The 20,211-nt window shown below is 71.4% G+C and carries 21 protein-coding genes; 16 read left to right on the top strand and 5 right to left on the bottom strand.

Annotation, left to right across the window (positions count from 1 at the left end):
* Positions 1 to 56 precede the first annotated feature (56 nt).
* Positions 57 to 869, top strand: a complete 813-nt coding sequence (locus AVKW3434_RS05500; RefSeq protein WP_284405049.1) for an adenosylcobinamide-GDP ribazoletransferase — start codon at positions 57 to 59, stop codon at positions 867 to 869.
* A complete protein-coding gene (locus AVKW3434_RS05495) occupies positions 866 to 1,450 on the top strand; it encodes a histidine phosphatase family protein (protein WP_284405048.1) in 585 nt (194 codons plus the stop codon). Before AVKW3434_RS05500 ends, AVKW3434_RS05495 begins: the two co-directional genes overlap by 4 nt.
* Positions 1,451 to 1,534: 84 nt before the next feature.
* On the opposite strand, the gene AVKW3434_RS05490 is transcribed toward AVKW3434_RS05495, so the two are convergent.
* Positions 1,535 to 1,978 (bottom strand): general secretion pathway protein C, encoded by a 444-nt coding sequence (locus tag AVKW3434_RS05490; protein WP_284396437.1) that lies wholly within the window; start codon positions 1,976 to 1,978, stop codon positions 1,535 to 1,537.
* 47 nt (positions 1,979 to 2,025) lie between these two features.
* Here AVKW3434_RS05490 and gspG point away from each other — a divergent pair, with 47 nt between their 5' ends.
* From gspG to AVKW3434_RS05440, 10 genes are all read left to right on the top strand, one after another.
* Positions 2,026 to 2,478: a type II secretion system major pseudopilin GspG gene (gene gspG / locus AVKW3434_RS05485; protein ID WP_284396434.1), complete on the top strand. Its 453-nt coding sequence runs from the start codon at positions 2,026 to 2,028 to the stop codon at positions 2,476 to 2,478.
* 81 nt (positions 2,479 to 2,559) lie between these two features.
* Positions 2,560 to 2,997 carry a prepilin-type N-terminal cleavage/methylation domain-containing protein gene (locus AVKW3434_RS05480; RefSeq protein WP_284396432.1) on the top strand — a complete coding sequence of 146 codons (438 nt, stop codon included), beginning with the start codon at positions 2,560 to 2,562 and terminating at the stop codon, positions 2,995 to 2,997.
* The gene (gene gspI, locus AVKW3434_RS05475; RefSeq protein ID WP_284405047.1) at positions 2,994 to 3,377 is read left to right on the top strand and encodes a type II secretion system minor pseudopilin GspI; all 384 of its coding nucleotides are present in this window, start codon (positions 2,994 to 2,996) and stop codon (positions 3,375 to 3,377) included. The genes AVKW3434_RS05480 and gspI overlap by 4 nt, the downstream gene beginning before the upstream one ends.
* Before the next feature lies 1 nt (position 3,378).
* Positions 3,379 to 4,065: a PulJ/GspJ family protein gene (locus AVKW3434_RS05470; RefSeq protein ID WP_284405046.1), complete on the top strand. Its 687-nt coding sequence runs from the start codon at positions 3,379 to 3,381 to the stop codon at positions 4,063 to 4,065.
* Entirely contained in the window at positions 4,062 to 5,060 is a 999-nt protein-coding gene (gene gspK, locus AVKW3434_RS05465) for a type II secretion system minor pseudopilin GspK (protein WP_284405045.1), read from the top strand. The genes AVKW3434_RS05470 and gspK overlap by 4 nt, the downstream gene beginning before the upstream one ends.
* A gap of 56 nt (positions 5,061 to 5,116) precedes the next feature.
* Positions 5,117 to 6,361: a type II secretion system protein GspL gene (gene gspL / locus AVKW3434_RS05460; protein ID WP_284405044.1), complete on the top strand. Its 1,245-nt coding sequence runs from the start codon at positions 5,117 to 5,119 to the stop codon at positions 6,359 to 6,361.
* Positions 6,358 to 6,948, top strand: a complete 591-nt coding sequence (locus AVKW3434_RS05455; protein WP_284405043.1) for a type II secretion system protein M — start codon at positions 6,358 to 6,360, stop codon at positions 6,946 to 6,948. The genes gspL and AVKW3434_RS05455 overlap by 4 nt, the downstream gene beginning before the upstream one ends.
* A 54-nt stretch (positions 6,949 to 7,002) precedes the next feature.
* Complete coding sequence (gspN, locus tag AVKW3434_RS05450; RefSeq protein WP_284396420.1) at positions 7,003 to 7,830, top strand: type II secretion system protein N; 828 nt, start codon at positions 7,003 to 7,005, stop codon at positions 7,828 to 7,830.
* A gap of 4 nt (positions 7,831 to 7,834) precedes the next feature.
* Positions 7,835 to 10,216: a type II secretion system secretin GspD gene (gene gspD / locus AVKW3434_RS05445; RefSeq protein ID WP_284405042.1), complete on the top strand. Its 2,382-nt coding sequence runs from the start codon at positions 7,835 to 7,837 to the stop codon at positions 10,214 to 10,216.
* 4 nt (positions 10,217 to 10,220) lie between these two features.
* Positions 10,221 to 11,582, top strand: a complete 1,362-nt coding sequence (locus AVKW3434_RS05440; RefSeq protein ID WP_284405041.1) for a GspE/PulE family protein — start codon at positions 10,221 to 10,223, stop codon at positions 11,580 to 11,582.
* A gap of 174 nt (positions 11,583 to 11,756) precedes the next feature.
* On the opposite strand, the gene AVKW3434_RS05435 is transcribed toward AVKW3434_RS05440, so the two are convergent.
* Positions 11,757 to 12,242 carry a CZB domain-containing protein gene (locus AVKW3434_RS05435; protein ID WP_284405040.1) on the bottom strand — a complete coding sequence of 162 codons (486 nt, stop codon included), beginning with the start codon at positions 12,240 to 12,242 and terminating at the stop codon, positions 11,757 to 11,759.
* Between the two features lie 215 nt (positions 12,243 to 12,457).
* On the opposite strand from AVKW3434_RS05435, the gene AVKW3434_RS05430 reads away from it, so the two are divergent.
* The 4 genes from AVKW3434_RS05430 to AVKW3434_RS05415 all read left to right on the top strand — a co-directional run bounded on the left by AVKW3434_RS05430 (position 12,458) and on the right by AVKW3434_RS05415 (position 16,377).
* Entirely contained in the window at positions 12,458 to 13,477 is a 1,020-nt protein-coding gene (locus AVKW3434_RS05430; protein WP_284405039.1) for an LLM class flavin-dependent oxidoreductase, read from the top strand.
* A gap of 154 nt (positions 13,478 to 13,631) precedes the next feature.
* Positions 13,632 to 14,867, top strand: coding sequence for a type II secretion system inner membrane protein GspF (gspF, locus tag AVKW3434_RS05425; RefSeq protein WP_284405038.1), 1,236 nt, complete (start codon positions 13,632 to 13,634; stop codon positions 14,865 to 14,867).
* Between the two features lie 37 nt (positions 14,868 to 14,904).
* Positions 14,905 to 15,810: a 5'-nucleotidase gene (locus AVKW3434_RS05420; protein WP_272551189.1), complete on the top strand. Its 906-nt coding sequence runs from the start codon at positions 14,905 to 14,907 to the stop codon at positions 15,808 to 15,810.
* Between the two features lie 129 nt (positions 15,811 to 15,939).
* The gene (locus tag AVKW3434_RS05415; protein WP_284405037.1) at positions 15,940 to 16,377 is read left to right on the top strand and encodes an EF-hand domain-containing protein; all 438 of its coding nucleotides are present in this window, start codon (positions 15,940 to 15,942) and stop codon (positions 16,375 to 16,377) included.
* Positions 16,378 to 16,486: 109 nt separating this feature from the next.
* Here the strand turns inward: AVKW3434_RS05415 and AVKW3434_RS05410 are convergent, their stop codons facing one another.
* The 3 genes from AVKW3434_RS05410 to AVKW3434_RS05400 form a co-directional block, all read right to left on the bottom strand.
* Positions 16,487 to 16,918, bottom strand: a complete 432-nt coding sequence (locus tag AVKW3434_RS05410; RefSeq protein ID WP_284396393.1) for a hypothetical protein — start codon at positions 16,916 to 16,918, stop codon at positions 16,487 to 16,489.
* A gap of 213 nt (positions 16,919 to 17,131) precedes the next feature.
* A complete protein-coding gene (locus tag AVKW3434_RS05405; RefSeq protein ID WP_284405036.1) occupies positions 17,132 to 17,671 on the bottom strand; it encodes a cyanophycin metabolism-associated DUF1854 family protein in 540 nt (179 codons plus the stop codon).
* A gap of 23 nt (positions 17,672 to 17,694) precedes the next feature.
* Positions 17,695 to 20,013: a cyanophycin metabolism-associated ABC transporter gene (locus AVKW3434_RS05400; protein WP_284405035.1), complete on the bottom strand. Its 2,319-nt coding sequence runs from the start codon at positions 20,011 to 20,013 to the stop codon at positions 17,695 to 17,697.
* Between the last annotated feature and the right edge of the window lie 198 nt (positions 20,014 to 20,211).

Below are 20,211 nucleotides of genomic sequence, written 5' to 3'. Positions count from 1 at the left end.
GGCCTCCAGCACAATTAGTACTAGGGCATATAGCTATTTATTTGATAGCAAACAGCATGCAGGCGCTTCGCCACTATCTGCTGGCCGTGCAGTTCTTCACCCGGATTCCCGTCACCGGCCGGACCGCGGCCTGGGTGGGCTACAGCCCTGCCCTGCTGCGCGCGAGCGCCGGACACCTGCCGGGCGTGGGCTGGCTGGTGGCGGCGGTCGCGGTGGCGGTGCATGCCGCGCTCGCGTGGGCGCTGGGCCCCCAGCCCGCCGCGCCCTGGGTGTGTGCGGTGTTCAGCACCGTGGCCACCGTGCTGGTCACGGGGGGGTTCCACGAAGACGGCCTGGCCGACGTGGCCGATGGCCTGGGCGGCAGCCTGCAGCGCGAGCGGGCGCTGGAGATCATGAAGGATTCGCGCATCGGCGCCTTCGGGGCCATGTCGCTGGTGCTGGCGCTGGCCGCCAAGCTGGCCTTGCTGGCGCTGCTGGGCGCCGGCGGCCTGGGCGTGGTGCTGCCGGCGCTGGCCGCAGCCCATGTGCTGTCGCGCTTTTGGCCCCTGGTGCTGGTGCGCACCCTGGCCCATGTGGGCGACACGGCCACCTCCAAGAGCAAGCCGCTGGCGGACCAGATCAGCGGGCGCTCGCTGGCCACCGCGCTTTTGTGGTCGATCGGGTCTCTGGCGCTGATGGGCTATGCGCTGGGCATTGCGGTATGGATAGCGTCCCTCGCGGCCAGCGCCCTGGCCGCGCTGGGCATGCGCCGCTGGTTCGCGCGGCGGCTGGGCGGCTTCACGGGCGACTGCCTGGGGGCCACGCAGCAGATCGGCGAAATTGCCATCTACCTGGCCACCGCCGTCGCGCTGGGGCTTGGCCTGCGGTGACGCAGCGGCGCCTGTGGCTGGTGCGGCATGCGCTGCCGCTCGTGGCGCCGGGCGTGTGCTACGGCGCGCTCGACGTGCCCGCCGACCCTGCCGCGACGGCCGATGCCGCCCGCCGGCTGGCCCACGCGCTGCCCGGCACGCTCGCGGACATGCGCCACTCGCCGCTACAAAGATGTGAGCAGCTTGCGCATGCCCTGATGGCGCTAAAGGCCGATTCGGCCAGCGAGCCCGACGCCCGCCTCGCCGAGATGGATTTCGGCACCTGGGAAGGACGCGCCTGGGACACCATTGCCCGGGCCGACATCGATGCGTGGACAGCAAATTTCGGCGCCCCCCGCGCCAGCGGCGGCGACAGCCTGGCCGCGATGCTGCTGCGCGTGGATGCGGCATTGTCCGAGGCACGCCAGTTGTCCAAAGACCGGGGTGGCGATGTGCTGTGGATCACGCATGCGGGGGTGGCGCGCTGCGTGCAGTGGCTGCAGGCCCGGCCCGGGCGCCTGCCGCGGGCCGACGAATGGCCGGTGGCCGCACCGGCCTATGGGGAATGGACCACGGTGCCGCTGGACGGGCCAACGCGCTGACCGCTTCGGAAACAGCGGCTTTCGCCCCACCTGAAACAGGTGTCTTTCTTTGTGCCGCACACCCCGCGTGCGGCCCCCGAACCGCTACCGCTTGTCCGGAATTTCCAACGTGACCGTGGCCGCGCCGTCGTGCGACGGCCCCAGCCGCGCTTGGCGGCGGCCCAGGGCCTGGAGCACCAGCCCTTCGGCCACCGTGGCCCCGACGCGAAACGGCTTGGCCGGCTGGTTGTCCACGGCGATCAAGGCCGCGCCGCCACCGCTGGACGTGCCCGCCAGCACGCCCACCAGCGCGAACCGGCTGGGTTCGCGCACCGCCGGCGCGGACGGCGCGGCGGGCCCTGCCCCGAGCAGCCGCGCCAGGGCCTGGGCATCGGGGGCCAGGGGCGCGGGCGCTGCCGCCGCCACGCCCGGGCCCGCCGGCCGGGCAGAGAGGCGCAGGCCCCAATAGACCACGCTGGCGCCCGCCAATGCCCACAGGGCCATCGTGCCCAGGCGCACGCCCCACCTGCCGTATGTGTTTGTCACCATCGCACGATTATGATTGACCGCATCTGCCCTATCCGAGTCGCCCCTCAGTGAATTCACACGCTTTCTCCCTTGCCCGCACCGCACGCCGCCGCCTGGCGGCCGGTTTCACCCTGATCGAACTGATGGTGGTGCTGGTGATCATCGGCGTGCTCGCCGCGCTGATCGTGCCCAACGTGCTCGACCGCGCCGACGACGCCCGCAGCACGGCGGCACGCACCGACATCACCAACATCGTGCAGGCCCTGAAGCTGTACCGGCTGGACAACCAGCGCTATCCCACGGCCGAGCAGGGCCTGCAGGCGCTCATTGCCAAGCCCACCTCGGGCCCCGCGCCCGGCAACTGGCGCCCCTACCTCGAGAAGCTGCCCAACGACCCCTGGGGCCGCCCCTACCAGTACCTCAGCCCCGGCATCAAGGGCGAGGTCGATGTGATGTCGTTCGGGGCCGATGGCCAGTCCGGCGGCGAGGGCAAGGATGCGGACATCGGCAGCTGGCAGTGACGGCTGCGCCACGGGGCCCCGGCTTGCGGCCGCCGCCCGCATGAACGCGCCGTCCCCCGCCCCTGTGGCGATCGACGTCCTGTGACCCCGAATCCTTTCCGCCGCGCCCGGGGCTTCACCCTGTTCGAGCTGCTGGTGGTGGTTTCGATCATCGCGCTGGCCACGGCCGGCGTAGGCTTTGCGCTGCGCGACAACGGTCAGACGCTTCTGGACCGCGAGGGCGAACGGCTCTCGGCGCTGCTGGAGGCGGCACGCGCTCAATCGCGGGCGTCCGGCGCCACCGTGCGCTGGCGCGCGTTCGCGGGCGGCTTTCGCTTCGAAGGGCTGCCGGGCAATCCGTCGGCCGGCGCCTGGCTGGACCCTGGCACGCAGGTGCTGGGGCCGGGCCTGCTGCAGCTCGGGCCGGAGCCGCTCATCGGCCCGCAGCAGGTCGTGCTGGCCAACCAGGGCCACCCGGGGCGCGCGGTGCGCGTGGTCACCGACGGGCTGCGGCCCTTCGCCGTGGAGCCCGCGCCATGACCGGCCGCCCCGGCGGGCCGCGCCGGCCGCGCGAGCGCGGCTTCACGCTGGTCGAGGTGATGGTGGCGCTGGCCATCGTGGCGATCGCGCTCATGGCGGGGCTGCAGGCCACGTCGGCCCTGACGCGCAATGCCGCGCGGCAGACCGACGTGCTGCTCGCCCACCTGTGCGCCGAGAACGAACTCGTGAAGGTGCGCCTGTCGCGCCAGATGCCGGCCATCGGCGACAGCACGCTGGCCTGCGAGCAGGCCGGGCGCCGCTACGACGTCACGCTGGTCGTGCGGCCCACGCCCAACCCCCAGTTCCGCCGGGTCGATGCCCAGGTGTCCGACGGGCAGAACTCCGTGCTGCGCCTGCCCACCATCGTGGGGAGGTACTGACATGCGCCGCCCGAACCGGCTTTCGCGCGGCTTCACGCTGATCGAGCTGCTCGTGGCCATCGCCATCATGGCGATCCTGGCGATCATGAGCTGGCGCGGGCTCGACGGCATGGTGCGCGCGCAGGAGCAGACGCGGGAGCGGGCCGACGGCCTGCTCGTCATCCAGGCGGCGCTCGCCCAGTGGGGCACCGACCTGGATGCGCTGCAGGCCATCGACCAGACCGAGCCGCTCGACTGGGATGGCCAGGTGCTGCGCATGACGCGCCGCAGCAGCGCCGAGCCCGACGAAGGCCCGGTGGTCGTGGCCTGGACCCGGCGCAACGTGAACGGCATCGACCAGTGGCTGCGCTGGCAGTCGCCGCCGGTGCGCACGCGGGCGCAATGGCGCGAGGCCTGGCAGCGCGCGGCGCAGTGGGCCCGCACGCCGGGCGAGGCCGAGCGGCGCGCCGAGACCGTGCTCATGCCGCTGGTGAACTGGCAGATCTATTACTACCGCGACGGCGCCTGGTACAACGCCCTGTCCAGCAGCGAGACGACCGCCAACCTGCCGCAATCGCAGGGCCCGACGGCCGCCACCAACATCCCCGAAGGCGTGCGCCTGCAGTTGACGCTGCCACCCGGCCGCGCGCTGGCGGGCACGCTCACCCGCGACTGGGTCAACCCGGTGAACGGTGGAGGCAAGACATGACCCGCGCCCGCCGCACGCCCCCCCGCCGCCCCGCCGCACGCGGCGCGGCGCTGCTGGCCGCCATGCTCACGGTGACGCTGGTGGCCACGTTCGCGGCCGCAGCCATGTGGCAGCAGTGGCGCGCGGTCGAGGTGGAGACCGCCGAGCGCGCACGCGCGCAGTCGGCCTGGATCCTGGCCGGCGCGCTCGACTGGTCGCGGCTCATCCTGCGCGAGGACGCCGCCGCGCGCGACAGCGACGGCACCGACCACCTGGCCGAGCCCTGGGCGGTGCCGCTGGAAGAAGCGCGCCTGTCCACCTTCCTCGCGGCGGACCGCAACGTGAGCCAGCCCGAGGATGCGAGCACCGACACGGCCGATGCCTTCCTGTCCGGCCGGATCATCGACCTGCAGTCGCGCCTGAACCTCTTCAACCTGGTGGACGGCAATGCGGTGCAGGAGATCCCCCTGCGCCAGTTCACCCGCCTTTTCGAGCAGCTCGGCCTGCCGCGCCAGCAGCTGAACCTGCTGGCCGACGGGTTGCGCCAGGCCAAGGCCACGGGCGGCGATGCGGGCAACGCGCCCCTGATGCCGCGCACCCTGTCGCAGCTGTCCTGGCTGGGCGTGGACGCCGCCACCATCGCGGCGCTGGAGCCCTACGCCACCGTGCTGCCGCGCAGCACGCGGGTGAACCTGAACACGGCCAGCGCCCAGGTGCTGCAGGCCAGCATCGAGGGGCTGGACATGGCCGGCGCGCAGCAACTGGTGCAGGCGCGCGAGGCCCGGCACTTTCGCAACGAGGAAGACGCGCGCAAGCTGCTGAGCGGCTCGGCGCAGATGGACACCACCACGCACACCGTCTCCTCGTCGTACTACGAAGTGCTTGGCCGGCTGCGGCTGGGAAGCACCGTGGTGCAGGAACGCTCCCTGGTCTACAAGGCCGGCCGCGAAGCCCGTACGCTGTGGCGTGAACGCGGGGTCTTCGCGCGCAACGACGCCGCCGCGGCCACCCGCTGACCCCGGCCGCGCGATCCGTCATGCCACGCCCCTAAAATGGCCCGCGAAACCCATCCATGAGCACCCTCATCCTTTCCTTGCCCCCGGGCCACCCGGGGTCGGCCACCGAGTACGGCTACACGCTGACCACCGACGGCCACACCGCCACACGACACGCGAACGCGCCCGCCGCGCTGCTGCCCGACCCGGGCCGCGCCGGCGAGGTGGTGGCCGTGGTGCCGGCCCGCGCCCTGTCGTGGCAGCGCGTCACCCTGCCGCCCGGTGCCGGCACGCAGGCGCCGCGCCTGCGCGCCGTGCTCGAAGGGCTGCTCGAAGAGCGCCTGCTGGACGATCCCGCCGCGCTGCATTTCGCGCTGGAGCCCGGCGCCCGCCCCGGCGCGCCCGCCTGGGTCGCGGTGTGCGACCGGGCCTGGCTGCGCGCCGCGCTGCAGGCCCTGGAGGCGGCCGGCCGCCCGGTGCAGCGGGTGGTGCCCGAGTTCGCGCCCGGCCCCACCGCCAGCGGAGCGCCCGACCACTTCGCCCTGGGCACGCCCGAAGACGCCCATCTGGTGGCCACCGCGCAGGGCCCCGATCAGGCCGTGGCGGTGCTGCCGCTGTCGCCCATGGCCCTGCAGCTCACGGGTGCGATGGCCGGTGCGGATGCGGGGGGACAGCCCCCCGCCGTGCGCGCCGAACCCGCCGTGGCCGCGCTGGCCGAGCAGATGCTGGGCCGCCCCGCAGCGCTCTACACCGCCAGCCAGCGCGCCCTGGACGCCGCCCGCGGCGACTGGGACCTGGCGCAGTTCGACCTGGCCAGCAGCGGCCGCACCCGCGCGCTGCGCAAGGCCGGCACCACGCTCGGCACCTTCGCGCGCGCCCCGCAATGGCGCGCCGCGCGCTGGGCCCTCGGGCTGCTGGTGGCCACGCAGCTCGTGGGCCTCAACGCCTGGGCCTGGCAGGAACGCCAGGCGCTGGAGGCCAAGCAGGCCGGCGTGCGCGCCGCACTCACGCAGACCTTTCCCCAGGTGAAGGTGGTGGTCGATGCGCCCGTGCAGATGGAGCGCGAACTCGCCCAGTTGCGCCAGGCCGCCGGCAGCGTCTCGCCGCGCGACCTCGAACCCATGCTGGCCGCCGCGGGCGCCGCGCTGCCGCCGGGCCAGTTGCCCACCGCGCTCGACTACAGCGCGGGCGACCTGCGCCTGCGCGGGCTCGAACTGCCCGCCGAGGCACTGGCCAGCGCCAATCAGCGGCTGTCCGCCGCTGGATATTCTTCCCGCATGCAGGACGGCCAGTGGCTGCTGCGCACCGGAGGCCAGCCATGAAGCGCCCCGTAACCGCCGCGCCCTCTTCGCCCTCCAGCGCCGTCGCGCCCCTCAAGGCGCGCTGGAAGGCTCTGGCCCCGCGCGAGCAATCGCTGGTGCTGGCCGCCGGCGGCCTGGTCGCCGCCGCGCTGCTGTGGTGGGTGGCGGTCGCGCCCGCACTGCAGACCCTGCGCAGCGCGCCCGCCCGCCATGCCGAACTGGATGCGCAGCTGCAGCACATGCAGTCGCTGCAGGCCGAGGCCCTGCAGTTGCAGAGCGCGCCGCGTGCGCCGCTGGGCGACACCGCCCAGGTGCTGCGCAGCTCGCTCACACAGCGCCTGGGCACCACCGCGCAGATGGCGGTGCTGGGCGACCGCGCCACTGTCACGCTCAAAGGGGCACCCGCCGATGCGCTGGCCCTGTGGCTTTCGCAGGCGCGCAGCAATGCCCGCACCGTGCCCATTGAAGCGCGCCTGGCGCGCAGCAGCGCGGCCGTGGTCGGCCCCACGCCGGCCGGCAAGCCGCCCGCGGCCCTGTCCAACCAGCCTGCGGCGCCCGACATGCCGCGCTGGGACGGCACGCTGGTGCTGGCGCTGCCGCCGGGCTGATCCGCTGGTCCTTGCCATCCCTCCTTTCGCCCACCCCTTCCCCGAGCCCCCTTCTTGAACGCCACCGTGTCCCGCAGCACCGCCCCCCGCCCTCCGTTCGCCGGCTCCGCCGTGCCGCGCTCGCCGCGCGGCTGGGCGCTGGCCGGCGTGCTGCTGGGCGCGTTGCCGGCGCTGCTGGTCTTCGCTCCCGCGCAGTGGCTGGCCAGCGCCGTGGAGCAGGCCAGCGGCGGGCAGGTGCGGCTGGCGCAGGCGCGCGGCACGGTGTGGACCGGCTCGGCCCAGATGGTGCTCACCGGCGGCCGCGGCAGCCAGGACCAGGCCGCCCTGCCCGGCCGCCTGCAGTGGCGCCTGCGCCCGGCGTGGGACGGCGCCCGCGCCGAACTGCGGGCCGATTGCTGCACGCCCCAGCCGGTGCAGCTGCGGCTGCGCCCGCACTGGGGCGGTGCCCGCGTGACCGTGGCCGACGGCCGCAGCCAGTGGCCGGCCGCCGTGCTCGCCGGCCTGGGCACGCCCTGGAACACGCTGCAGCCGCAGGGCCAGCTGGCCCTGGGCACGCAGAGCCTTTCGTTCGACTGGTCCGCCGGCCGCCTCGTGGTGGACGGGCAGGCGCAGGTCGATGCGCTGGACATGTCCTCGCGCCTGTCCACGCTGCGCCCCATGGGCAGCTACCGGCTGGTGCTGCAGGGCGGGCAGGCGCCCACCCTGGCGCTGTCCACGCTCGACGGCGCGCTGCGCCTGTCCGGCAGCGGCCAGTGGGTGGGCCAGCGCCTGCGCTTCACCGGCGAGGCCACCGCGGCGCCCGAGCGCGAGGGCGCGCTGGCCAATCTCCTCAATATCATCGGGCGGCGCACCGGCGCGCGCTCCATCATCACCGTGGGTTGACCCTATGACTTCCTTGACTTCGCAACGCCTGCGGTTCGCGCTCCACTCCCTGGCCGCAGGGGCCCTGCTGGCCTGCGCGGGCGGCACGCTCCAGGCCCAGACGGCCGTGGGCACCGGCACCAGCAGCGTGCGCGCCGGCGAGCCGGTCACGCTGAACTTCGCCAACGCCGAGATCGAGGCCGTGGCACGCACCATGGCCACCATCACCGGCCGCAACGTGGTGGTGGACCCGCGCGTGAAGGGCCAGCTCACCCTGGTGACCGAACGCGCGGTGACGCCCGCGGCCGCCTTCCAGCAGTTCCTGGCCGCGCTGCGGCTGCAGGGCTTCACGGTGGTGGAGGCCGCGGGCCTGTACAAGGTCGTGCCCGAGGCCGATGCCAAGCTGCAGGCCGGCAGCGTGAACGTGTCGGAAAGCGGCCTCGGCGGCACGCGCGGCGGCGGGCAGATCGTCACGCAGATCTTCAAGCTCAACTTCGAGAACGCGGCCAACCTGGTGCCGGTGCTGCGCCCGCTCATCAGCCCCAACAACACGATCAACGTGAACCCCGGCAACAACTCGCTGGTGATCACCGATTACGCCGACAACCTGCAGCGCCTGGCGCGCATCGTGGCGGCCATGGATGTCTCCAACGCCAGCGACGTGGAGGTGATCCCGCTGCAGAACGCGCTGGCCACCGAACTGGCACCGCTGGTGTCGCGCCTGCTGGAGGGCAGCGGCACCGCCGCCGGGGCCGTGCCGGCCGTGGCCCAGGGGCAGTCGGACACGTCGTTCCGCACCACGCTGCTGGCCGAGCCGCGCAGCAACTCGCTCATCCTGCGCGCGGCCAACCCGGCGCGCCTGGCGCTCGTGCGGTCGCTGGTGCAAAAGCTCGACCAGCCCGCCACGCCCGGCAGCAGCGCCGCGGGCGGCAACATCCATGTGGTGTACCTCAAGAACGCCGACGCCACCAAGCTTGCGGCCACGCTGCGCGCGGCGCTGTCGGCGGCCACGGGCAGCGGGTCTTCGGGCTCGGGCACCACCTCCAGCGCGCCCACCGGCTCAGGCCTGGGCTCGACCGGGCTGACGGGCGGCATGTCGCAGACCGGGGGCAGCAGCTCCATGAACAACAACTCCACGTTCGGCGGGAGCAACAGCAGCGGCGGCGGGCTGGGCAGCAACGCCAGCAGCATGGGGAATTCGTCCAACAGCAACCAGCCTTCCACCGGCGGGCAGATCCAGGCCGACCCGACGACCAACTCACTCATCATCTCGGCGCCCGAGCCGCAGTACCGGCAGCTGCGCGCGGTGATCGACCAGCTCGACGGTCGGCGTGCCCAGGTGCTGGTGGAAAGCCTGATCGTCGAAGTCGCCGCCAACAAGGTGGCCGAGTTCGGCATCCAGTGGCAGAGCGTGGTGGGCAACACGGGCAGCGGCACGGTGGGCGTGATCGGCACCAACTCCACGCAGGGCGGCGGCTCCAACATCATCAACCTCGCCCTGGCGGCGGCCAGCGGCAACTCGACCAGCATCGCCTCGGCGCTCACCTCCAGCGGCAGCAGCCTGGGCAACGGCCTGAACGTGGCCGTCGCGCCGCGCATCAACGGCAACTACTACCTGGGCGCGCTGGCGAACTTCCTGGAGAACACGGGCGATGCCAACGTGCTCTCCACCCCGAACCTGATGACGCTGGACAACGAAGAGGCCCAGATCATCATCGGCAACAACGTGCCGTTCGTGACCGGCTCCTACGCCAACAGCACCGGCAGCAGCACCGTCAACCCGTTCACCACCGTCGAGCGCAAGGACGTGGGCCTGATGCTGCGCGTGCGCCCGCAGATCAACGAGAACGGCCAGGTCAAGCTCACGCTGTACCAGGAAGTCTCGCAGGTGGACTCAGCCACGCTCACCTCCGCCAACGGCCCCACGACCAGCAAGCGGTCGATCGAATCCACCGTGCTGGTGAACGACGGCAGCGTGATCGTGCTGGGCGGCCTGCTGGAAGACCGCTACGCGCTCGGCCAGGACAAGGTGCCGGTGATGGGCGACCTGCCCCTGGTGGGTGGCCTGTTCCGCAACGAGAACCGCTCGCGCAAGAAGACCAACCTGATGGTGTTCCTGCGCCCGCTCGTGATCCGCGACGCGGCCACCAGCGACGCGGTGATGACCGACCGCTACGAAGCCATCCGCGCGCTGCAGCAGACCACCCAGCCCGCGCCCAGCACCGTGATGCGCAGCGTCTCGGACGCCCCCGTGCTGCCACCCCTGCCCGCCGCCCCGGAGGTGCCGCAGGCGCCGACCCGCACCGCGCCGCTCGCACCGCTCCTGCCCGAGCAGCGCGCCATCCCGCGGCCGGTGCCCACGCCGTCCGAGTACACCGCGCCCCCGGAAAAGCTCAGCCCCCAGTAAGCCCATGCGCCACCCGCTTCCCTACGCCTTCGCGCGCACCGCCCAGCTGCTGCTCGAGGACGACGGCCAGACCACCGTGCTGTGGCACGGCCCCGCGCCCGATGCCGGCGCCCTGTCGGAGGTGCTGCGCAAGTACGCCGTGCGCGAACTCATGCCGCTGGACGCCCACGGGCTGGCGCAGCGCATCAGCGCGGCCTATTCGCAGGGTGAGTCGAGCGCGGCCACGGTGGTGAGCGAGGTCGAATCCGACGCCGACCTCTCGCGCATGATGCAGGAGCTGCCGGCGGTCGAAGACCTGCTGGAATCGGCCGGCGACGCACCCATCATCCGCATGCTGAACGCGCTGCTCACGCAGGCCGCGCGCGACGGCGCGAGCGACATTCACATCGAGCCCTACGAGCGCCACTCCAGCGTGCGTTTTCGCGTGGACGGCACCCTGCGCGAGGTGGTGCAGCCCAACCGCGCGCTGCACGCCGCGCTGATCTCGCGCCTGAAGATCATGGCCGACCTGGACATCTCGGAAAAGCGCCTGCCGCAGGACGGCCGCATCAGCCTGCGCCTGGGCACCCGCGCCATCGACGTGCGCGTGTCCACCCTGCCCAGCGCCCATGGCGAACGCGCCGTGCTGCGCCTCCTGGACAAGAGCGAGAGCAAGCTGAGCCTGGAGGCCGTGGGCATGCAGGGCAACATCCTGCGCCGCTTCGACAACCTGATTCACCAGCCGCACGGCATCATCCTGGTGACCGGGCCCACGGGCTCGGGCAAGACCACCACACTGTATGCCGCGCTCGGCCGCCTGGACGCGGCCAGCAGCAACATCATGACGGTGGAAGACCCCATCGAATACGAGCTGCCGGGCGTGGGCCAGACGCAGGTGAATGCCAAGATCGACCTCACCTTCGCCAAGGCCCTGCGCGCCATCCTGCGCCAGGACCCGGACGTGATCATGATCGGCGAAATCCGCGATTTCGAAACCGCGCAGATCGCCATCCAGGCCTCGCTCACCGGCCACCTGGTGCTGGCCACGCTGCACACCAACGACGCCGCCAGCGCCGTCACGCGGCTGACCGACATGGGCGTGGAGCCCTTCCTGCTGTCCAGCTCGCTGCTCGGCGTGCTGGCCCAGCGCCTGGTGCGCAAGCTCGATCCGTCCGACCCCAGCGGCTACCGCGGCCGCACGGGCGTGTTCGAGATGCTGGTGGTGGACGACACGCTGCGCGCGCAGATCCACAACCAGTCCTCCGAGGCCGACCTGCGCGCCACGGCCCTGGCCGGCGGCATGACGCTGATGCGCGACGACGGCGATCGCCTGGTGCGCGCCGGCATCACCAGCCCCGAGGAAGTGCTGCGCGTCACGCGGGATTGAGCGGGCAGGCACGCCAGAGAGCAGCCACGGCGCGAGGCATCGATCGCTATTATTTTAATAGCACGATGCCCTGGTACTGATTGCACTGGCGGCCTGTTCGACCCGAATCTCCATCGGCGGCCAGGGCAGGTCGGAGTCCGGAGGCGGCCGTGCCTGTCGCCCGGCCGCTCCGCTTCAGCGCCCCAGCCCGCGCTTGAGTTCCTTGAGCAGCAGCACCACCTGCTTGGACGCGTGCTGGCAACCCTTGAACGCCTGCTGCGCCAGCGCCATGTCGCCCGCCTCGGCATGCCGCACCAGGTCCGCCGCCTGCTGGTGGAAATGGCGGTGGCGCCGCGCCATCATGTCGAAGGCCGGAAAGTGGCCCAGCGCGATGCGCCCGGCCCCCTGCAGCCACTGGCCCAGTTCCGAGCAGCCGTCGTCCTGGATCACCTCGGGCCGCAGCCGCTCGTCGCGCGCGCCCTGCAGCACCTGCCCCAGCCAAGGCAGCCAGCGCTCGTGGCTGGCGATGGCGGCGTCGATGTCGATCTCGGCCAGCAGCTTGGCGGCCTCCTCCCCCATCACCACCAGTTCGCTGGCGTTGCTGTCGGGCAGCGAGGTCCAGTCGTCTTCCACGGCCCTGCCATCCGCCCGCGGCGTGAACAAACGGCTGAAAAATCCCATGGGCTTCTTGGTCTTCGTGCGTGCCCCGCTCGGCACCGCCGCGGGCTGCGGCGGTGCGGGGGACAGGGACGGCGCCGCCGTCATAGCCTGGGATTATCGACGCTGGCTCAGCCATCGCCAAACCCGGCATTCGCAGCGCCCCGCACGGCGCGCCTAGCACCGAACCGATGGCCGCGGGCGAGCACAGGTTTGGCCGGCGCCCCACAATCGTTTGCATGACCTCTACGCAACGCCCCACGCAACGATTTCCCGCTCTTTCCATGCTCGATCTGGTGGCCGTTCGCGAAGGCGGCACGGTGGCCGAGGCCCTGCAGATCGCCGTGCGCACCGCCCAGCGTGCCGAATCGCTGGGCTTTTCGCGCTACTGGCTGGCCGAACACCACAACATGCCCGGCATCGCCAGCTCGGCCACGGCCGTGCTGGTCGGCCACATCGCCGGCGCCACGCAGCGCATCCGCGTCGGCTCGGGCGGCATCATGCTGCCCAACCATGCGCCGCTGGTGGTGGCCGAGGCCTTCGGCACGCTGGCCGAGCTGTACCCCGGCCGCATCGACCTGGGCCTGGGCCGCGCGCCCGGCACCGACGGCCCCACCATGCGCGCCCTGCGCCGCGACCGCGTGGAGACCGAGCAGGACTTTCCGCGCGACGTGGCCGAGCTGCAGCGCCTGCTGGGGCCCGTGCAGGCCGGCCAGCGCCTCGTGGCCACGCCCGGCGCCGGCACCGAAGTGCCCATCTGGCTGCTGGGCTCCAGCCTGTTCTCGGCCCAGCTCGCGGCCGAGCGCGGCCTGCCCTACGCCTTCGCCTCGCACTTCGCGCCGCGCATGCTGCACCAGGCGATCGATCTGTACCGGCGCCTGTTCCGCCCCTCGCCCACCTTGGCCGCGCCCTACGTGGTGGTCGGCGTGCCGGTGATCGCCGCCCCGACCGACGCCGAGGCCGAATACCTCGCCAGCAGCACCTACCAGCGGGTGCTGGGCATCCTGACGGGCAACCGCCTGCAGTTGCAGCCGCCCGTGGAGGACTTCGCGGCGCGGCTGTCGCCCCAGGAGCGCGCCGCCATCGGCGACTTCCTGGCCGCGGGCGTGATCGGCGGGCCGGACACGGTGCGCGCCGGCCTGCGCGAACTGGCCGAGGAAACCCGCGCCGACGAGTTCATGCTGGTGAGCGACGTGTACGACCCGGCGCTGCGCCTGCGGTCGCTGGACATCGTGGCCGCTGCCAACCGGGCGGAGTGAGCGGCCGGCACGGCGCCGCGCGCGACGGACAGCGCCGGGGCGGCAGGCGCATGCCGGCCCGCCATCGCCGCGCGACACCGGCCTGCCACCGGCAGCGGCTACCATCACGCACCGCCCCGTTGCCCATCCCCCTCGCCGACCCCGACTGAACCGCATGCCCGCCTTTTCCTTTGAAGCCCTCGACGCGCAGGGCCAGACCCGCAAAGGCACCATCGAAGCCGACACCGCCAAGGCCGCCCGCAGCCTGCTGCGCGCCCAGGCGCTCGTGCCCATGGCCGTGGAGGCGCTCGCGGCGGGCCAGGGCCCCACCGGCGGGAGCGCGGCCACCTTCGGCCAGCGGCTCTTCACGCGGCCCGTGTTCGGCGCCACGCCGCTCTCGATCTGGACCCGCCAGCTCGCCGGGCTGGTCGCCTCGGGCCTGCCGCTGGAGCGCGCCCTCACCGCCTTGGCCGACGAGGCCGACGACGAACGCCAGCGCCACCTCGTGGCCACCCTGCGCGCCGAGGTGAACGCCGGCTCCACCTTCGCCCGCGCCCTGGGCGCCCACCCGCGCGAGTTCTCGGCCATCTACTGCGCCGTGATCGGCGCCGGCGAGCACAGCGGCAACCTCGGCCTGGTGCTGGAGCGCCTGGCGGACGACCTGGAGGACCGGCAGGCGCTCAAGGCCAAGCTGATCGGCGCGGCGCTCTACCCCGCCATCGTCACCGTGGTGGCCATCGTCATCGTGCTGTTCCTGGTGGGCTACGTCGTGCCCCAGGTGGCGGCCGTGTTCGCCGGCACCAAGCGTGCCCTGCCCTTTCTCACCGTGGCCATGCTCGCCCTCAGCGACGCGGTGCGCCACTACGGCTGGGCAGCGCTGATCGCTATTATTTTCATAGCATTCGGGGCAAGATATGCCCTGGCGCAGCCGCGTTTTCGCGAAAAATTCGATGCCGTGTGGCTGACCCTGCCGCTGGTGGGCAAGCTGGCGCGCGGCTACAACGCGGCGCGCTTCGCCGGCACGCTGGCCATGCTGGCGGGCGCCGGCGTGCCCATCCTGCGGGCGCTGCAGGCCGCCGCCGAGACGCTGAACAACCGCGCCATGCGCGCCGACGCGCTCGACGCGCTGGTGCTGGTGCGCGAGGGCGCACCGCTGGCCTCGGCCATGGCGCAGAAAAAACGCTTTCCCGGCCTGGTCGCCATGTTCGCGCGCCTGGGCGAGCAGACCGGCCAGTTGCCCGTGATGCTGCAGCGCGCGGCCACGCAGCTGTCCACCGAGGTGCAGCGCCGGGCGCTGCAGCTGGCCACCATCCTGGAGCCCCTGCTCATCGTCGCCATGGGGCTCATCGTCATGCTGATCGTGCTGGCCGTGCTCATGCCCATCATCCAGCTCAACCAGTTCGTCAAATAATGACCGGCCTGCCTTCCCTCCGCCGCCGGAGCCCTCCATGGCCATGACCCTGGACGACAAGCTCGTCGTCGCCATCTCCTCGCGCGCGCTGTTCGATTTCGAGGAGGAAAACCGCCTGTTCGATCCGCTGCAGCCGCAGACCTACATGCAGCTGCAGCTCGACCGGCTGGACACGCCCGCGCGCCCCGGAGTGGCGTTCTCGCTGGTCAAGAAGCTGCTGGCCTTCAACGAGCCCGGCCACCAGCGCGTGGAGGTGGTGGTGCTGTCGCGCAACGACCCGGTGAGCGGCATGCGCATCTTCCGTTCGGCCAGCGCCGCGCACGTGCCGCTGGAGCGCGGCGTGTTCACGCAGGGGCGCGACCCGTTCCGCTACCTGCGGCCGCTGGGCGCGCACCTGTTCCTGTCCGCCAACGAGGCCGACGTGCGCCAGGCCCTGCAACTGGGCTACCCGGCCGCGCGCGTGCTGACCGAATCGGTGCAGGCCAGCCACGCCAATCCGCACGAGGTGCGCATCGCCTTCGACGGCGACGCCGTGCTGTTCTCCGACGAGGCCGAGCGCGTGTACCAGGCGCAGGGGCTGGCCGCCTTCCAGCGCCACGAGACCGACAAGGCCGCGCAGCCGCTGCCCGACGGCCCCTTCAAGCCGCTGCTGGCCGCGCTGCACCGCCTTCAGCAGGCGGCGGGCAGTTCGTCGGGCATGCGCCTGCGCACGGCCCTGGTCACCGCCCGCAGCGCGCCGGCGCACGAGCGCGCCATCCAGACGCTCATGAACTGGAACATCGCCGTGGACGAGGCCATGTTCCTGGGTGGGCTGGACAAGGGCGGGTTCCTGCGCGAGTTCGAGCCCGATTTCTTCTTCGACGACCAGACCGGCCATGTCACTTCGGCGGCGCGGCACGTGCCCTCGGGCCACGTGAACAGCGGCATCTCCAACCCCGGTTGAAGGCCGTCGGCCCAGCGGCCCCGCCATCGAAAGGCAAAGAAGCGCAAACCTTTGCAACCGCCGGTGAAACCCTGCCGCCCCCGATTGCAAAAAGCCGCCGGCCCCACCATCTGTGACACCATGCCCCGAATGAACACCCCTGCCGCTCCCCTGCCGTCCCGTGTCCATGCCGCCCGCGCCGCCGCGGCGCCGGTCCAGCCCGGTGCGGCCGCCCTGCGTGCCATCGCGCTGTTTTCCCTGCTCGCCATCGGCCTGGCCTTCAGCGCCGTGGCCGCCACGCCTCCGGCCGCGGCGCCCCAGGCCAAGGCGAGCGAGCCCCTGAGCAAGGGCGAAATCAAGGCGCAAAAAGAATTCAAGATGCTGGACTTCAACGGCGACGGCAAGCTGAGCCGCTCGGAAGTGGCGCTGTTCCCACGCCTGGCCAACGCGTTCGACGACGCCGATACCAACCACGACGGTTTCGTGTCGTACGAGGAAGTGCGGGCGTTCGCCGCCAAGTACCGGGCCGAACGCGACCGCGCCCGGGCCGAAGAAGCAAAAACCCCGGCCAGCGCGGCCAAGCCCTAGGCGCCGTTTGCTACCGCACCAGCCACCGGACTCGGGAATTTATAGCCAAAACGGCCTCCAGCACAATCAGTACTAGGGCATCCTGCTATTGATTGAATAGCAAACCGCCTTACAGCCCGCCCGTTCGCTTGACCTTGGGGTCGGCATAGGTGAGGGGCTCGTCCTTGGCCTCCTGGGCCAGGCGCTCCTGCAGCGGGGTCTTGTTGAGTTCCTGCGCCATCTCGACGGCGCTGCCGCTGGCGCGCCACATCGACTGGATGAACTCGAGCAGCTGCTTGTAGATGGGCTCCGGCGGCGGCTCCTGTTTCTCTTCGACCGTGTCCTTCTTCTTCACCTCGGTCCAGTCGCGGTTGCGTGTGTCCGGATCGGACGGCTTGTCCGGCTCCCGCACGATGGCGCCCTCGCCCAGCCGGTCCATCGACTCGACGGGGTTGGCCGCATGGATGGGCCGGACAGGAACCGCGCCGGAGGCCCCCGTGGAATACAAATCGGCGCCCTGGGGACGCCAGCTCGGCGATCGGTCAACAGGTGGCATTTGCATGGCGGGGTCCGTTCGTGAAAGTGGAGCGGCAAGGGAAATTCATCCCTCGTCGTATTTCATAACGGCAAAAAGAGAGGGAAATTAAGGCCTTTTTAACGGATCAAGGCAAAAATCAGGGTTTACCCCTACATCTCGGCCACGCCTGTGCCCCGCCACGCCGCAAAACAGGGCGGTAGCAACCGGCGCCGACTCATGCCCGGCGCGGCCGGGGTGCTATAGAAAACGCTCCAGCAGCCGGCGCGAGGGTTTGTCCAGCGCGGTCACATCGGGCACGCGGAACTGCACGCCGTCGGCCGAGGCGATCAGCAAGGTGGTGCGCCCGCCCAGCCGGCGGATGTCCTCCTCGGCCTTGAGCACCAGTTGCGCGGGGCCGCGGTCCGTCTCCACCACCCAGGTGCTGGGGGTGGAAAACCCCGAGACGCTGACCAGCCTCTCCAGGATCGGCACGAATTCGCGCGCATGAAGGTCTTCCTCGACCAGCGCCCGGGCGGCAGCAGGCAGGTGGTCCAGGTGCTCGATCCACTGCAGTTCATGGCCGTCCGCCCCGACCAGGGAGATGCCCTCGGCCGGCGCGGCGATGGGAAAGGCCCTCACCGGCACCACTTCGGCGTGCTCGGCGCCGCCGGCCTGGGTGAGCACCAGGCGGCCGTGGGCGTTGCGCTGCAGGCGGATGCCGGCCACGGCCGAAGCGGTGGCAGGGACGGCGGCCGCAGGGGACGCGGCTGCCGACAAGGGAGAAGGCGAAGCAGTCATGGGCGTGCGCTCTCTTTCAAGGATCAGGAGTTGCCCGCGGGATGGGCGGGGTGCAGCAACGCGCTGTCGATGACGAGGCCCGACGCCTCAGCGTCTTCCTCGGCCCGGCGGGCCTGGGCTTCGTAGAGGCGCCAGTAGGCGCCCTGCTTTTCCATCAGGGCGTCGTGCGGGCCGACCTCGACCACCTCGCCCCGGTCCATCACCACCAGGCGGTCGGCCTTGCGCAGCGTGGACAGGCGGTGGGCGATGGCGATGGTGGTTCGGCCCTGCACCAGGTTATCGAGCGCCTTCTGGATTTCCTTTTCGGTCTCGGTGTCCACGGCCGAGGTGGCCTCGTCCAGGATCAGGATGCGCGGGTCGATCAGCAGCGCGCGGGCGATGCTGATGCGCTGGCGCTCCCCACCCGACAGGCCCTGGCCGCGCTCGCCCACCAGCGAGTCGTAGCCCTGGGGCAGGCGCAGGATGAATTCGTGCGCGTGGGCGGCGCGCGCGGCCGCCACGATCTCGGCGCGCGTGGCCTCGGGCTTGCCGTAGGCGATGTTCTCGGCGATGGTGCCGAAGAACAGGAACGGCTCCTGCAGCACCAGCCCGATGTGCCGGCGGTAGTCGGCCACGCGCAGCCGGCGCACATCCACGCCATCGACCTGGATCGAGCCCTCGGTCACGTCGTAGAAGCGGCTAATCAGGTTGACCAGCGTGCTCTTGCCCGAACCGCTGTGGCCCACCAGGCCGATCATCTCGCCCGGCCGGATATCGAGGTTCAGTCCCTTGATGACCGAGCGGCTGCCGTAGCGAAAGCCCACGTTGCGCATGGCGATGGCGCCCTCGACGCGCTCCATGGTCACCGGCTGCACCGGATCGGGCACGTTGCTCACGTGGTCCAGGATGTCGAAGATTCGCTTGGCGCCGGCCGCGGCCTTCTGCGTGACCGAGACGATGCGGCTCATGGAGTCGAGCCGGGTATAGAAGCGCCCGATGTAGGCGATGAACGCCGCCAGCACCCCGACGGTGATCTGGTTGTGCGCCACCAGCCAGATGCCGAAACCCCAGACGATGAGCAGGCCGATCTCGGTCATCAGCGAGACCGTGGGCGTGAACAGCGACCAGGTCTTGTTGAGCCGGTCGTTCACCTCCAGGTTGTGCTGGTTGGCATCGCGAAAGCGCTGCGCCTCGCGCTTTTCCTGGGCGAAGGCCTTCACCACGCGGATGCCGGGAATGGTGTCGGCCAGCACGTTGGTGACCTCGGACCACACGCGGTCGATCTTCTCGAAGCCGGTGCGCAGGCGGTCGCGCACATTGTGGATCAGCCAGGCGATGAACGGCAGGGGCACCAGCGTGACCAGCGCCAGCCAGGGGTTGATGGAAAACAGGATGGCCGCCGTCATCAGGATCATGAGCACGTCGGTCATGAAGTCGAGGGCGTGCAGCGACAGGAAGACGTTGATACGGTCCGTCTCCGAACCGATGCGCGCCATCAGGTCGCCGGTGCGCTTGCCGCCGAAATAGTCGAGCGACAAGCGCAGCAGGTGCTCGTAGGTGGTGGTGCGCAGGTCCGCGCCGATGCGCTCGGACACCAGTGCCAGGATGTAGGTGCGCGCCCAGCCCAGCCCCCAGGCCAGCAGCGCCGACAGCAACAGGCCGCCCAGGTACAGCCCCACGAGGTGCACCGGAATCTGCTGGCCGTTCTGGTAGGGGATGAGGATGTCATCCATCAACGGAATCGTGAGGTACGGCGGTACCAGGGTGGCCGCAGTGGAGGCCAGCGTGAGCCCGAAGCCCGTCGCCAGCTGCTTGCGGTACGGCCGGGCGAAACGCCACAGGCGCAGCAGCACCCAGGTAGAGGTCTGCGGGGCCGGCGCGCGGGCACAGGCGGGGCACTCCTCGGTGTCGGGCGGCAGCGCGGTGTGGCAGACCTCGCAGCGGGCCTCGTCCGCGGGCTCGGACTCGAGCGTGGCATCGTGCGGCATGCCCAGCGCGGCCAGGCGCTGGTCGAACTTCTGCAGCATGCGCAGGGCCTGCGGATGCGCGCCGAGGGTGAAGCGCCACAGCGCCAGGCGGCGCTCGGTGTCGTGCAGTTCCAGGGCGCCCACGCCGCCATGGTCGGACAGGCGCAAGGCCATGCCGGCGACCAGCGGCCACTCCTGCACGGCACCGCCATCGGTGCGCGACAGCAAACGCTGGGAGGTCAGCACCAGCAGGCCGGGCACGAAGCGCAGGGCCGGGCTCAGGTCAACCTGCAGCGCGGCCAGCACGTTTTCGTGGGGGGCGAGCCTGGCTCGCCATTCGGCCCCGTCGGGGCCATTCAAGACACTCGAGGCGTCCACAGGATGTTGATGTTGCATTTTGGTTGGTTTTTCCGCCCTGGACGGCCCGAGAAGCCAGCCCGTGCTCTGGGCCCCATTCTCCCCGATGCTCCACAGGCCGCTTTGGCATCTGCATGTAACGCCTTCCCCACTGGCCACGCTGACATCCTCTAGGCCACCCCCGAGTGGGCGCACAATTGACCGACACTCCTTCCGCAAATCGGTCCGCTTCGGGCC

This window comes from Acidovorax sp. SUPP3434, from assembly GCF_030159015.1.
Taxonomy (GTDB): Bacteria; Pseudomonadota; Gammaproteobacteria; order Burkholderiales; family Burkholderiaceae_C; genus Paracidovorax.
This window is presented reverse-complemented; position numbering and strand designations above follow the sequence as displayed.

Excerpts from the sequence above, each read along its gene's own strand:
- AVKW3434_RS05500 (WP_284405049.1), top strand. The coding sequence starts at position 57 with ATGCAGGCGCTTCGCCACTATCTGCTGGCCGTGCAGTTCTTCACCCGG.
- AVKW3434_RS05490 (WP_284396437.1), bottom strand. The coding sequence starts at position 1,978 with ATGGTGACAAACACATACGGCAGGTGGGGCGTGCGCCTGGGCACGATG.
- gspI (WP_284405047.1), top strand. The coding sequence starts at position 2,994 with ATGACCGGCCGCCCCGGCGGGCCGCGCCGGCCGCGCGAGCGCGGCTTC.
- AVKW3434_RS05470 (WP_284405046.1), top strand. The coding sequence starts at position 3,379 with ATGCGCCGCCCGAACCGGCTTTCGCGCGGCTTCACGCTGATCGAGCTG.
- gspK (WP_284405045.1), top strand. The coding sequence starts at position 4,062 with ATGACCCGCGCCCGCCGCACGCCCCCCCGCCGCCCCGCCGCACGCGGC.
- gspL (WP_284405044.1), top strand. The coding sequence starts at position 5,117 with ATGAGCACCCTCATCCTTTCCTTGCCCCCGGGCCACCCGGGGTCGGCC.
- AVKW3434_RS05455 (WP_284405043.1), top strand. The coding sequence starts at position 6,358 with ATGAAGCGCCCCGTAACCGCCGCGCCCTCTTCGCCCTCCAGCGCCGTC.
- gspD (WP_284405042.1), top strand. The coding sequence starts at position 7,835 with ATGACTTCCTTGACTTCGCAACGCCTGCGGTTCGCGCTCCACTCCCTG.
- AVKW3434_RS05440 (WP_284405041.1), top strand. The coding sequence starts at position 10,221 with ATGCGCCACCCGCTTCCCTACGCCTTCGCGCGCACCGCCCAGCTGCTG.
- AVKW3434_RS05435 (WP_284405040.1), bottom strand. The coding sequence starts at position 12,242 with ATGGGATTTTTCAGCCGTTTGTTCACGCCGCGGGCGGATGGCAGGGCC.
- AVKW3434_RS05430 (WP_284405039.1), top strand. The coding sequence starts at position 12,458 with ATGACCTCTACGCAACGCCCCACGCAACGATTTCCCGCTCTTTCCATG.
- gspF (WP_284405038.1), top strand. The coding sequence starts at position 13,632 with ATGCCCGCCTTTTCCTTTGAAGCCCTCGACGCGCAGGGCCAGACCCGC.
- AVKW3434_RS05420 (WP_272551189.1), top strand. The coding sequence starts at position 14,905 with ATGGCCATGACCCTGGACGACAAGCTCGTCGTCGCCATCTCCTCGCGC.
- AVKW3434_RS05415 (WP_284405037.1), top strand. The coding sequence starts at position 15,940 with ATGAACACCCCTGCCGCTCCCCTGCCGTCCCGTGTCCATGCCGCCCGC.
- AVKW3434_RS05410 (WP_284396393.1), bottom strand. The coding sequence starts at position 16,918 with ATGCAAATGCCACCTGTTGACCGATCGCCGAGCTGGCGTCCCCAGGGC.
- AVKW3434_RS05405 (WP_284405036.1), bottom strand. The coding sequence starts at position 17,671 with ATGACTGCTTCGCCTTCTCCCTTGTCGGCAGCCGCGTCCCCTGCGGCC.
- AVKW3434_RS05400 (WP_284405035.1), bottom strand. The coding sequence starts at position 20,013 with ATGCAACATCAACATCCTGTGGACGCCTCGAGTGTCTTGAATGGCCCC.